Raw genomic sequence first — 12,335 nt, 5'->3', positions numbered from 1 at the left:
GCCGCGATCAGGCGTTCTTGCCGTCGCGCCAGGAGAGCAGGTCGCGCACCGGGGCGAGGTCGATGTCGGGGCCCGTGATGCCCAGGGTGAAGAGGGTGGCGCCGAGGTCGAACTGCTCGTCGAGCACGCCGAAGGAGGCGTCGCCGACTCCCCCGCGCACGCTCGCGCCGGTCGAGATCTCCATGGCGGCCCGGTCGCGGTCGACCCTGCCGCACCACTCCGACAGCACGCCGAGCTTGCGCTCGAGGGTCGGCACGTCCGAGAAGCTGTGCCAGATGTCGGCGTGCTCGGCGACGATGCGCAGCGTCTTCTTCTCGCCACCTCCGCCGATCATCACCGGGATGTCGCGGGTGGGAGCGGGGTTCAGCTTCTCCCAGCGGCTGCGGATGCGCGGCATCGCCTCCGACAGCTCGTCGAGCCGCGAGCCGGCGGTCCCGAACTCGTAGCCGTACTCGTCGTAGTCGCGTTCGAACCAGCCCGAGCCGATGCCGAAGATGAGACGACCCTCCGCACCCTTCGCGCTGATGTGGTCGACCGTGCGCGCCATGTCGGCGAGCAGATCGGGGTTGCGGTAGCTGTTGCAGCTCACGAGCGGCCCGAACTCGATGCGGCTCGTCTGCTCGGCCCAGGCGGCGAGCATGCTCCAACCCTCGAAGTGCAGGCCGTCGGGCTCGCCGGAGAGGGGGAAGAAGTGGTCCCAGTTGAAGGCGATGTCGACGCCGATGTCCTCGAGCTCGGCGAGCGTGTCGCGGATGACCTCGTAGGGGACGTGCTGAGGGGCGATCTGGACGCCGATGCGGACGGGGCGCGCGGGTGCGGTTGTCATGCCTTCACGCTAGCCCTCGCCGATGGCGTCGCGGTGGAGCGGAACCGCCCCTACTCGCCGGCGGGGTCGGGCGCGGCGGTCGGCGCCTCGTCGGTCGTCGAGCGTGCGAGCTTGACGGTGGTGGCGCCGGCGTCGTCGAAGAGGCGGAGGCGCCCTCCGTCGATCGAGGCCATCGCGGAGTCGGTGAAGATCGTGGGCAGAGCGACTCCGTCGCAGGCGATCTCCGTGCTCATGCCCGCCTCGACCGTGAGACCCCCCTGCTCGTCGATCGACCACTCCCCCTGGGCGCCGTTGCAGCCGTCGGACCCGGTCCAGGTGCCGTTGTCGGCGATCAGGAGGAAGGGCACCTCCGGGGAGTCGTAGGACAACCCGGTCACCCAGCGGCCGACGAGCTCGTCGGGCGCGGGCGCCGACGCCGCGTCGACTCCCGAGCCCTCTGCGCAGCCCGCGAGCCCGAGCACGACGACGAGTGCCGCGGCGGCACCGAGCACCCGCCGCGTCGGCCGGGTCATCGGCCGAGGAGCTTCTGCAGCTGCTCCAGCTCTTCGGGAGTGGGCTGCGCCGCGCCCTTGCCGGCACCGCCGCCCAGGCCGAAGCCCGAGCCGCCGGCTTCGGTCGGACGCGCACCCGCGGTGAGCGCGGCGTTCTCGGCCGCGCGCTTGGCCGGGTTGCCCGACTTCGAGCTCTTCTTCTTCTGCGGCTTCGGCTTGCCGCCGTAGCCCGCCCCGGGGACCGGACCCATGCCGGGAACGTTCGGCATGCCGCCCTTGGCGACCGTCTTCATCATCTTGGCGGCCTGGTCGAAGCGGATCACGAGCTGGTTGACGTCGGTCACGGTCATGCCCGAGCCCCGGGCGATGCGCAGGCGGCGCGAGCCGTTGAGCAGCTTCGGGTTCTGGCGCTCGGCCTTCGTCATCGACTGGATGATCGCCTCGGTCCGCACGATCTCGCGCTCGTCGAACTGGTCGAGCTGCTCGCGCATGCCTTTGGCACCGGGCAGCATGCCGATCATCTTCTTGATCGAGCCCATGTTGCGCAGCTGCTGCATCTGGCTGAGGAAGTCGTCGAGCGTGAAGGAGTCGCTCATGATCTTCTCGGCGACCCGGCGCGCCTCGTCCTCGTCGAACGCGGACTGCGCCTGCTCGATGAGGGTCAGCACGTCGCCGAGGTCGAGGATGCGGCTCGCCATGCGGTCGGGGTGGAACTGCTCGAAGTCGTCGAGCGACTCGCCCGTGGACGCGAAGAGGATCGGGCGGCCGGTCAGCGAGGCGACCGACAGGGCCGCGCCTCCGCGGGCGTCGCCGTCGAGCTTCGAGAGCACGACTCCGGTGAAGTCGACGCCCTCCTGGAACGCCTTCGCGGTCGCCACCGCGTCCTGGCCGATCATCGCGTCGATGACGAAGAGCACCTCGTCGGGGTTCGTGACGCGGCGGATGTCGGAGGCCTGCTTCATCATGTCGGCGTCGACACCGAGGCGTCCCGCGGTGTCGATGATGACCGTGTCGTACTGCTTGTCGGTGGCGTAGCGGATCGCCTCCTGGGCGACCTTGACAGGGTTGCCGACCCCGTTGCCGGGCTGCGGGGCGAACACCGCGACTCCGGCCTGCTCGCCGACGACCTGCAGCTGCTGCACGGCGTTCGGGCGCTGGAGGTCGGCCGCGACCAGCAGCGGCGTGTGGCCGTCCTTGCCGAGGTACTTGCCGAGCTTGCCCGCGAGGGTCGTCTTGCCCGCGCCCTGGAGGCCGGCGAGCATGATGACGGTCGGCGGGCGCTTCGCGAACTCGAGGCGGCGCGACTGACCGCCGAGGATCGCGACGAGCTCCTCGTTGACGATCTGCACGACCTGCTGGGCCGGGTTGAGCGCCTTGTTGACCTCGTCTCCGAGGGCGCGCTCGCGCACCTTGCCGGTGAACTCCTTGACGACCTCGAGCGCGACGTCTGCGTCGAGCAGCGCGCGACGGATCTCGCGGACGGTGCCGTCCACATCCGAGGCGGAGAGCTTGCCCTTGGTGCGGAGGTTCTTGAACGTCTCGACGAGTCGATCGGAGAGGGTGCCGAAAGTAGCCATGATGCCCGGAATTCTACCGGAGCCGCGGACCGGCCCGATCGGCGTCGAACGCCGCCGATTAACTGTACCGAGTGCAGGAATGTCACTAGGGTGGCCCCGTGATCGAGACTCTCGTAGCGGGCGACTCCGCAGAACCCCTGGACTACCGAGACGGCTGGCAGCTGCAGCGCCGCCTGCACGCCGAGATTGTCGCCGGCGCGCGGCCGAGCACCCTGGTGCTGTGCGAGCACGCCTCCGTCTACACTGCGGGCAGGCGCACTGAGCCCCACGAGCGGCCGAGCGACGGCTCACCCGTCGTCGACGTCGACCGTGGCGGACGCATCACCTGGCACGGGCCGGGCCAGCTGGTGGGGTACCCCCTCGTGCGGCTGCGCGAGCCGGTCGACGTGGTCGCCTACGTCCGGTCGCTCGAGGGCGTGATCATCGAGGTGCTCCGCGATCTGGGCGTCGAGGGCGGGCGGGTCGACGGGCGCTCGGGGGTCTGGGTCCAACGCGATTCCGGAGCCGACAAGATCGCGGCGATCGGGATCCGCGTCGCGAGCGGAGTGACGATGCACGGCTTCTCGCTGAACGTGTCGAACAGCCTCGAGCCCTACACGCGCATCGTGGCGTGCGGCATCGCCGACGCGGGCGTCACGACGATCGAGCGCGAGCTCGGCAGTGCACTCCCGATGGCCGTGGTGCGGGCGCGGGTCATGGCGAGGTTCTCGGAGGCGGCACCCGCCTTCGCCGCGGACGTCAGCGCCTCCGAGGGGCTCGCCGCGTGAGCGCCGACACCGGTGGGCGCAAGCTGCTGCGCCTCGAGGTCCGCAACGCCGAGACCCCGATCGAGCGGAAGCCGCCGTGGATCCGCACGAAGGCGACGATGGGCCCCGAGTACCAGAAGCTGCAGTCGCTCGTGAAGAACGAGGAGCTGCACACCGTCTGCCAGGAGGCGGGCTGCCCGAACATCTTCGAGTGCTGGGAGGATCGCGAGGCGACGTTCCTGATCGGCGGCGCGCAGTGCACACGGCGCTGCGACTTCTGCCAGATCGACACCGGGAAGCCGGCCGACTACGACGCCGACGAGCCGCGACGGGTCGGCGAGTCGGTGGCGCGGATGAACCTCCGCTACGCCACCGTCACCGGGGTCGCCCGCGACGACCTGCCCGACGAGGGCTCCTGGCTCTACGCCGAGACGATCCGGCAGATCCACGAGCAGTCGCCGGGCACGGGCGTCGAGATCCTCGTGCCCGACTTCACGGGCCGTGCCGAGCACCTCCGCCGCGTGTTCGACGCGGAGCCCGAGGTGTTCGCGCACAACGTCGAGACGGTGCCGCGGATCTTCAAGCGGATCCGGCCGGCGTTCCGCTACGAGCGCTCGCTGGAGGTGCTGACCCAGGGGCGCGAGGCGGGGCTGATCACGAAGTCGAACCTCATCCTCGGCATGGGCGAGGAGCGCGAGGAGATCTCGCAGGCGCTGCAGGATCTGCACGACGCGGGCACCGACATCGTCACGATCACGCAGTACCTGCGGCCGACGGCGCGGCACCTCCCGGTCGACCGCTGGGTGCATCCGGAGGAGTTCGTCGCGATCAAGGAGGAGGCGGAGGACATCGGCTTCCTCGGCGTGCTGTCGGGGCCGCTCGTGCGCTCCTCCTACCGGGCGGGGCGGCTGTGGGCGCGCTCGATGGAGTCGAAGGGACTGCCGGTGCCGGAGCACCTGCGGCACCTGGCCGACGCGGCCCTCGGGTTCGCGCAGGCGGTCTGACGCCTTCCGCGAGATGCCGCTTCGGTACGCCTCCCGCAGCGTGTCGCGCACCGGAGAGGCATCTCGCGGCGGGGGAAGCGGCCCGGGTCAGCCGACGAGCTGCTGCGCGAAGACGTGGGGCGTGAAGCCGGTGAGATCGCCGATCTTCTCGCCCTGGCCGACGAGCTTGATCGGGATGCCGGTCTTCTCCTGCACGGCGAGGACGAAGCCGCCCTTCGCCGAACCGTCGAGCTTCGTGATCACGAGGCCGGTGACGCCGGCGTGCTCGATGAAGGCCTCCGCCTGGCTGAGGCCGTTCTGCCCGGTCGTCGCGTCGAGCACCAGCAGGATCTCGGAGATCGGGGCCTGCTTCTCGATGACGCGCTTGATCTTGGTCAGCTCGTCCATCAGACCGCCCTTGGTGTGCAGGCGGCCGGCGGTGTCGATGATGACCATCTCGATGCCGTTGTCCTTCGCGAACTGGACGGTCTGGAAGGCGACGGACGCCGGGTCCTGGCGCTCCTGCTGCGGGCGGACGATCTGCGCGTCGGCGCGCTGGGCCCAGGTGGCGAGCTGGTCGACGGCGGCCGCGCGGAAGGTGTCGGCTGCTCCCACCACCACGCTGCGATCGAAGTTGCGGAGGAACCTGGCGAACTTGCCGATGGTCGTCGTCTTGCCGACGCCGTTGACTCCGACGACGAGGATCACCGCGGGGCGCTCGCTGAGCTTGAGGGTCGTGTCGTACTTCGACAGGCGCTCCTCGAGCGACTCGCGGAGCATGCGCTGCAGGTCGCGCGGGTCGGTCGTGCTGTAGCGCTCGACCTTGGCCCGCAGGTCGGCGACCATCTCCTCGGTGATGTCCGGACCGAAGTCGGCGGTGATCAGAGCGGTCTCGAGGTCGTCCCACGTCTGGTCGTCGATCGTGCGCTTCTCGAACAGGCCGCGCAGTGCGCGACCGAGCGACCAGGAGGTGCGTTCAGCCATGCGCCCAGGGTACCGGCGCGCGGTGGGCGAGCTGCGGCGCGGGCCGGGTGCGGGCTGCGGGAGGGTGCGGCTGGGGGCGTGGTGTGCGATCTGTAGGGGTATGCGGATTCTGCAGGGAATGTGCGACCTGCAGACCTGGGTGTGCGATTCGCAGGGGTTGGGGGCCATCCAGGGCACGCGAGGCGGAGGAACGCCTCCTCCCCGTGCGATCCCCTGCTGATCACACACGCAGGCCCTGCCGATCCGGGCGGATGTCTGATCATCGGCCTCGGCGGTCGGGCGGAACGATTCGTCGACGTCGCCTCGCACAGCGCGGCCGCGGTGCGGTCGATGGTCCACCACATCGGCACGCGGTCGCGGGCATCTGCGATGAACCGAGCGAGGTGCGACGAGCCGAAGGGTGACCGAGGCGGGCACCCGCACCTCCCCTACGCCGCGCTCACCGACACCTCCACGACCGCCCACGACAGCGCGGGCAGCGCCAGTGTGAGGACTGAACCGTCGACCACCACTCCCGCGAGCGGCACGAGCCCGACAGCATCCTGCGCGTCGAGCGTGTTCGCCGTGTGGCGCGTGCCACCCGACGGCACCTCCAGCAGTTCGGCGCGCAGCACCCGGCCGCCCGTGAAGCCGCGCAGCGAGATCGAGACGGCCGATGCGCCGTCGAGTCCGCGGTTGGCGAGGAAGAACGCGACGACGCCACGGTCGGCGTCGTAGGTCGCGGAGACGTCGACCTGGTCGGCGTCGCCGAACGTTCCCGCGTCGACCTTGTCGGAGGTCACTGCCGTGCGCAGGATCTGCCCCTGCGCGAGCGCCGCCATACGGGCGAACGGCCAGAAGATCGTCTGCTTCCACGCCGGCCCGTTCTCCTCCGAGCGGATCGGCGCGATGACGTTGACGAGCTGCGCCTGGTTGGCGATCGACACACGATCGCCGTGACGCAGCAGCGAATTGAGCAGGGTGCCGACGACGACGGCGTCGGTCACGCTGTACGTGTCCTCGATGAGGCGGGGATGCTCTCGCCACGACTGCGAGACAGCGCTCGGCTGGTCGTCGGTGTCGAGCCCCGACTGATACCAGACGTTCCACTCGTCGAACGAGAGGTTGATGTACTTCTTCGCCTTGCGCTTGGCCCGCACCGCATCGCAGGTCGCGACGACCGACTCGATGAAGTAGTCCATGTCGACGGAGGAGGCGAGGAATGACGCCGCATCGCCGTCGTGCTCCTGGTAGTAGGCGTGCATCGACATGTAGTCGACCTCGTCATAGGCGTGCGAGAGGACGGTGTGCTCCCACGAGCCGAAGGTCTCCATCCCCGAGTTGGACGATCCGACGGCCACGAGCTCGATGGACGGATCGACGAAACGCATGGCCTTGCCGGCCTCCTGAGCGAGCCGACCGTACTCGTCGGCTGTCTTGTGGCCGATCTGCCACGGGCCGTCGAGCTCGTTGCCGAGGCACCAGAGCTTGATGTCGAACGGATCCGCGGCGCCGTTGGCGATGCGGCGATCCGACAGGGCGGTGCCGCCGGGGTGGTTGGCGTACTCGACGAGCTCGCGTGCGGCGTCGACGCCGCGGGTACCGAGGTTGATGGCCTCCATGATCTCGACGCCGGCCTCTTTCGACCAGTCGACGAACTCGTGGAGCCCGAAGGCGTTGCTCTCCACCGTGTGCCAGGCGCCGTCGAGGCGGCGGGGGCGCTCCGATGCGGGGCCGACGCCGTCCTCCCAGTTGTAACCGGAGACGAAGTTGCCGCCCGGGTAGCGGACGACGGTGGCGCCGAGCTCCTTGACGAGTTCGAGGACGTCCCGGCGGAAGCCGCGCTCGTCAGCCTGCTCGTGGCCGGGCTCGTAGATGCCGGTGTAGACGCAGCGTCCCATGTGCTCGACGAACGAGCCGAACAGGCGACGCGGCACCGGCCCGATCGTGAAGTCGCGGTCGATGACGATGTGTGCCGTGGGCATGGAGTTCCTAACGTAGGTGTGAAGGAAGATTGCGCACCCACCCGCAGGCGGGGGTGCGGAGGTCAGCCCTTGAGGCCCGAGCCGGTGACGCCTTCGACGATCTGACGCTGGAACGCCAGGTACATGATGATCAGCGGGAGTGCCGCCAGCAGGGCGCCGGCCTGGATGTCGGCGAAGCGCTGGCCGAACGAACCCTGCACGGTGGCGAGGCCGACCGGGATGGTCATCAGGTTCGGGTTGGAGAGCACGAACAGCGGCAGCAGGAGGTTGTTCCACACCCCGACGAACGTGAGGATCACGACGGCCGCGATCACGGGGCGCGAGAGCGGCATGATGACCGACCAGTAGATCTTCCACAGGCCGGCGCCGTCGATGCGGGCGGCCTCCTCGAGTTCCTTCGGGATCCCGTCGAAGAACTGCTTGAAGATGAACACCGCGATCGCGGCGGGAACCTGCGGGAAGATCACCGACCAGTAGGTGTTGAGCAGGTCGAGGGCGCCGAGCTCCTGGAAGATCGGGATGATCAGCACCTGGCCGGGGATCATGATCCCGAACAGGATGAGCAGCAGCACGACGTTCGAGCCGCGGAACGTCAATCGCGACAGCGCGAAGGCCGCCATCGAGGCGAAGAGGACGGTCAGCACGGCCGTGACGACCGAGGTGATGCCCGAGGCGAGGTACCAGTTCCAGATGTCGCCGGCTTGGAAGAGCGTGGCGTACGAGTAGAGGGTGGGGTTCAGGTCCTTCATGATCTCCGGGGCACCGAGCGCAGCCACCCCGTTCGCAGTCAGCGACGTCTTGAGCGCGAACAGGCTGGGGATGAGCCAGATGATCGCGAAGACGATGAGCACGGTGGCCGAGACGATGCTGAAGGTTCGGTTGCCCGTGCCCACGCGGGCTGCGGTCGGCCTGGCCAGAGGAGCGGCGCCGGAGATCGGCGACTTCGTGGCGCGAGGAGCGTCGGTGATGGCCATGATCAGGCCGCCTTTCGGGTGGCAGCGCGGTCGATGTACTGACGGATCAGCGCGATGGCGACGATGACGATGAGGAGGAGGACCGATGCGGCGGAGGCCGCGCCCAAGCGGTTGTCGGTGAAGCCGACGTTCGTGACGAGTCCGAGTGCGACCTGGGTCGAGATGCCGGGGCCGCCGGACGTCATCAGGTAGACCTGGTCGAAGATCTTCAGGGACGCGATGATCTGCAGCAGGATCACGAGCGTCGTGGTGCGGTTCAGCAGCGGCAGCGTGATGAAGCGGATCTGCTGCCAGGGCGTTGCCCCGTCGATGGCCGCGGCTTCGTACAGCTCACGCGGGATCTCCTGGAGTCCGGCGAGGTAGAGCACGAAGTTGAAGCCGAGAGTCCACCAGACGGTGGCGACCGCGATACCGATCATCGCGGTGTTGGGGTCCGCCAGCACGCCGGTTGCGCCGGTGATACCGAACCAGCCCTGCGCAGTCGCCCACAGGCCCGTGCCCGGCGTGAAGATGAACAGCCAGATCAGCGAGATGGTCGCCGACGGGAGGATGTACGGCAGGAAGAACGCGAGGCGGAAGAACCACTGCCCGTGCCGAACCCGGTTGGTGAGGATCGCGAAGACGAAGGCGATGATCACGAGCGGAGGCACCGTGTACAGCGTGAACTGGAGCGTGTGCCACATCGCGCTCCAGAAGTCGGCGCGCGAGAGCATCTCGGTGTAGTTCGCGAAGCCGGCGAACGAGCCCAGGCCCGTTCGCACTGTCGAGGTGTTGAAGAAGCTGGAGATGGCCATCCAGACGGCCGGCCCGAGGAGGAAGGCCAGATAGAAGAGTCCGAAGGGAGCGATGAAGAGCCAGGCTCCCCGGCTCTCGCCGCGGGTGCGGCGGGATCCCGTGGTGCCGCGACTCGATGGCGATGTCGGGGCGGGGCGGATGAGTGCAGGTGCGGCGGTCACGTCGTTGTACCTCCAGGGGTCAGCGGTCGAGAGCGGGTCAGAGAGGGCTGGGGGTGTTCGTGTAGATCGCGAGCTGATCCTTGATGGCCTTCAGGGCACCCTCGGGCGACAGCGACAGCTGCTGGACGAGTGCGAGCTGCGCGCCCACGGTGACCTCGAAGGTCGATCCTGATCCGCCGTACCAGGCCGGGTCGTCGTAGACGGCGTAGTCGGCCGCGGACGAGTAGTCGGCTTGAGGCTCGAGCGCCTTGTAGTCGGCGCTCTCGAGGGTCGGAAGATACGCGGGCACGTGGCCGCCCATCGCCCAGGTCTGGCCTTGGTCGAGCATCGACTTGATGAAGCCCATCGCCTGCAGGCGCTGCTCCGGGGTGCGGTCCTTGCGAGGCAGAACGAAGGTGTGGGAGTCGGCCTGCACGGCCGGTCTGTCGAACAGTTGCGGAACCGGCACCATCCCGAAGGTGAGGCCCTCGATCGACTGCGCCGTGGTGATCTCCCACTCCCCCTGGAGGAAGATGCCGGACTGTCCCGTGAACATCGCCGTCTGCGCACCGGCGTAGTCGAGGCCCGTGTTCAGCCAGCCCTTGTTCACCCAGTCCTGGATCTTCGTGGTCACCAGGAGGAAGGCATCCTCGTCGACCGAGATCGTCGCTCCGTTGTCGGAGAGGAACGGCGTCACGCCGTCGATCTGGTTGTAGAGCGTCCAGAACACACGCCAGGGAGTCGCGGTCTCATTGACGTTCCCGAAGGTGATCGCCGTGCCGCCGGTGACCCTGGCGATCGCGTCGAGCGCGGATTCGAACGTCTCGAGGCCGGTGAGGTCTTTCAGCTTCCCGTCGGGATCCAGCAGCCCCGCCTGGCCGCAGATGTCGGAGTTGAAGAACATCACGAGCGGGTGGGTGTCGAGCGGGATCGCTATGTTCTTGCCGTCTGTCTTCTGGGCGTCCCAGGAGGCCGGGTTGAAGTCGGTGGAGGACATGCCGACCGATGCGAGGTCCTCTTCCGTGATCGGGTCGAGGATTCCGCCTTCGTACAGCGGCTTCGCCCGCGTGAGGTGCGCGACCGCGACGTCCGGCGGCTTGTTGCCTACGGTGGCGAGCGTCAGTTTGGAGTAGTACGGGTTGCCCCACGCGAAGACGGTGGACTGGAGCGAGCCGGGGCCGCCGTTCTCTTCCGCGTAGCCTGCCTCCATCTCCTGCATCCGGCTGCCGTCGCCGCCGCCGAAGAGGCTCCAGAAGATGAGCTGTTCGGGGTTCAGCGGGCTGCCGAAGAGCCCGGCTCCGACCGGACTGCCTGCGCAGCCGGCGAGCGCAAGAGTGCTCGCCGCGGCGAGAGAACCGCCCAGAAATGCCCGTCGGGTGAATTGTGACACCATGTCGACCTCCTCGTCGTGTGGCAGCGCGAGTGACGGAACTGTGTTCGACGGCCCGCGAGCGAGTCGGTCATAGCGCTTGATCAGCAGCGTTACATCGTTGTAACGGGAGGTCAAGGACTTCTTGCGAAACTCCTCGCAGAATCAATCCGTGGCGGCTCAGTCCGTCGCGGTGGACGCCCGCGCGATGATCTCGTGCGGGATGAAGATCTGGCGCGGTGGGAGGGACCGGTCGGCGATCCGCTCCGCAAGCATCGACAGCGTGGTCTCAGCGAAGGCGCGCTTGTCGAAGGAGACCGTGGTCAGCGGCGGGGAAGCGAAGCGGCCGCCGCGCACGTCGTCGAAGCCGGCGACGGCGATCTGCTCCGGCACCCGGATGTGCCGAGCGAACAGGATGCTCAGAACTCCCACCGCCATGGAGTCGGTGAAGCAGAAGACGGCATCCATCTCGACTCCCGCGTCGAGCGCGCGGGCGAACGCTTCCCCTGCCACGCTCGGAACCCAGTCCTCCGTCATGATCTCGAGGGCCCGGTCGTTCGGCACACCCGCGGCCGCCAAGGCCTCGCGGTAGCCCTGCGTCCGCGCTCGCGCTGACGCCCGATCGGAGTCGGGGCCGTCCGTTCCGACGACCGCGATACGCCGATGGCCGCGCGCGAGGAGGTGCTCGGTCATCTCCCGAGCGGCGGCGACGCTGTCGACGGCGACCCTGTCGACGAGATCCTGCTCCACCTCGCCGATCACGACGATCGGTGGCAGCTCGGCGGTACCGACGATGGCGCTCAGTCTCAGGCTGACCGGGTTGAGGATGAGGCCGTCGATGAGGTGCTCGCGCGCACGCGAGAGCAGTTCCCCTTCGCGGTCGGGACGCCTGCCGGTCTGCTCCATCTGGATCGACCACCCGCGCTCATGGGCAGCCTCGACGAAATTGTCGAGCATGGCGGCGGAGTACTCGGTGGTCAGGTCGGGGAACGCGAGGGCGACCGCACCGGTGCGGCCGTTGCGCAGACCACGCGCGCTGAGGTTGGGCACGTAGTGCAGGTCGGCGATGGCGGCCTCGACGCGCTCCCGGGTGCCGGGCCTCACGAAGACGACGCCGTTGATGACGTTCGAGACGGTCTTCGGGCTCACCCCGGCACGAGTGGCGACGTCCCGGACGGTTGCGCGCATGCGGCCCAGATTAGCGCGGCGCTCGGCCCGGACGCCGCGGCGGAGAGTGCATCCTCGTCGGACTCGACTCGGCGGGTGCGGAGGATGAGGGAGAGCTGAGCACGCTCGCGCGGCCGGTGTCGGTGCGGGTCGTGATCTGTTCGTCCGCTCGGCGAGCTCGGCTTGGTAGCGGGACAGTCTCGCGTACTCGTTGACGCCCCAGATCCCCGGGACAGGTCAGACAGGCTCGTGCCTGCACACCGCACAGGCACCTGCGAGCCTCACAGACCTGCACAACCGCACGGGTGCCCGCACACCG

The 12,335-nt window shown here is 68.7% G+C and carries 11 protein-coding genes; 2 read left to right on the top strand and 9 right to left on the bottom strand.

Annotated features, from left to right (window positions below; genetic code table 11):
* Window positions 1-7: 7 nt before the first annotated feature.
* From B9Y99_RS06320 to ffh, 3 genes are read right to left on the bottom strand one after another with little or no spacing between them, the layout of a single operon-like run.
* On the bottom strand, window positions 8-826 hold the full coding sequence (locus B9Y99_RS06320; RefSeq protein WP_085475674.1) for an LLM class F420-dependent oxidoreductase: 819 nt from the start codon (window positions 824-826) through the stop codon (window positions 8-10).
* Window positions 827-876: 50 nt separating this feature from the next.
* Complete coding sequence (locus B9Y99_RS06315; protein WP_085475673.1) at window positions 877-1,338, bottom strand: META domain-containing protein; 462 nt, start codon at window positions 1,336-1,338, stop codon at window positions 877-879.
* Window positions 1,335-2,894 (bottom strand): signal recognition particle protein, encoded by a 1,560-nt coding sequence (gene ffh, locus B9Y99_RS06310; protein ID WP_085475672.1) that lies wholly within the window; start codon window positions 2,892-2,894, stop codon window positions 1,335-1,337. The genes B9Y99_RS06315 and ffh overlap by 4 nt, the downstream gene beginning before the upstream one ends.
* Before the next feature lie 98 nt (window positions 2,895-2,992).
* On the opposite strand from ffh, the gene lipB reads away from it, so the two are divergent.
* Both lipB and lipA read left to right on the top strand, forming a co-directional pair.
* Window positions 2,993-3,661: a lipoyl(octanoyl) transferase LipB gene (gene lipB, locus B9Y99_RS06305; RefSeq protein WP_085475671.1), complete on the top strand. Its 669-nt coding sequence runs from the start codon at window positions 2,993-2,995 to the stop codon at window positions 3,659-3,661.
* Window positions 3,658-4,644 carry a lipoyl synthase gene (gene lipA, locus B9Y99_RS06300; RefSeq protein ID WP_208856889.1) on the top strand — a complete coding sequence of 329 codons (987 nt, stop codon included), beginning with the start codon at window positions 3,658-3,660 and terminating at the stop codon, window positions 4,642-4,644. Before lipB ends, lipA begins: the two co-directional genes overlap by 4 nt.
* An 87-nt stretch (window positions 4,645-4,731) precedes the next feature.
* On the opposite strand, the gene ftsY is transcribed toward lipA, so the two are convergent.
* From ftsY to B9Y99_RS06270, 6 genes are all read right to left on the bottom strand, one after another.
* On the bottom strand, window positions 4,732-5,607 hold the full coding sequence (gene ftsY / locus B9Y99_RS06295; RefSeq protein ID WP_085475670.1) for a signal recognition particle-docking protein FtsY: 876 nt from the start codon (window positions 5,605-5,607) through the stop codon (window positions 4,732-4,734).
* Between the two features lie 428 nt (window positions 5,608-6,035).
* A complete protein-coding gene (gene arfA / locus B9Y99_RS06290; RefSeq protein WP_085475669.1) occupies window positions 6,036-7,571 on the bottom strand; it encodes an arabinosylfuranosidase ArfA in 1,536 nt (511 codons plus the stop codon).
* Window positions 7,572-7,633: 62 nt separating this feature from the next.
* On the bottom strand, window positions 7,634-8,545 hold the full coding sequence (locus B9Y99_RS06285; protein ID WP_085475668.1) for a carbohydrate ABC transporter permease: 912 nt from the start codon (window positions 8,543-8,545) through the stop codon (window positions 7,634-7,636).
* A gap of 2 nt (window positions 8,546-8,547) precedes the next feature.
* A complete protein-coding gene (locus B9Y99_RS06280) occupies window positions 8,548-9,501 on the bottom strand; it encodes a carbohydrate ABC transporter permease (RefSeq protein ID WP_085475667.1) in 954 nt (317 codons plus the stop codon).
* Window positions 9,502-9,538: 37 nt separating this feature from the next.
* Window positions 9,539-10,873: an extracellular solute-binding protein gene (locus B9Y99_RS06275; RefSeq protein WP_085475666.1), complete on the bottom strand. Its 1,335-nt coding sequence runs from the start codon at window positions 10,871-10,873 to the stop codon at window positions 9,539-9,541.
* A gap of 156 nt (window positions 10,874-11,029) precedes the next feature.
* A complete protein-coding gene (locus tag B9Y99_RS06270; RefSeq protein WP_085475665.1) occupies window positions 11,030-12,037 on the bottom strand; it encodes a LacI family DNA-binding transcriptional regulator in 1,008 nt (335 codons plus the stop codon).
* Between the last annotated feature and the right edge of the window lie 298 nt (window positions 12,038-12,335).

It is taken from the genome of Rathayibacter oskolensis (assembly GCF_900177245.1).
Taxonomy (GTDB): domain Bacteria; phylum Actinomycetota; class Actinomycetes; order Actinomycetales; family Microbacteriaceae; genus Rathayibacter; species Rathayibacter oskolensis.
Note: the sequence above shows the minus strand (reverse complement) of the source record. Positions and strands in the feature narration are given on the sequence as shown.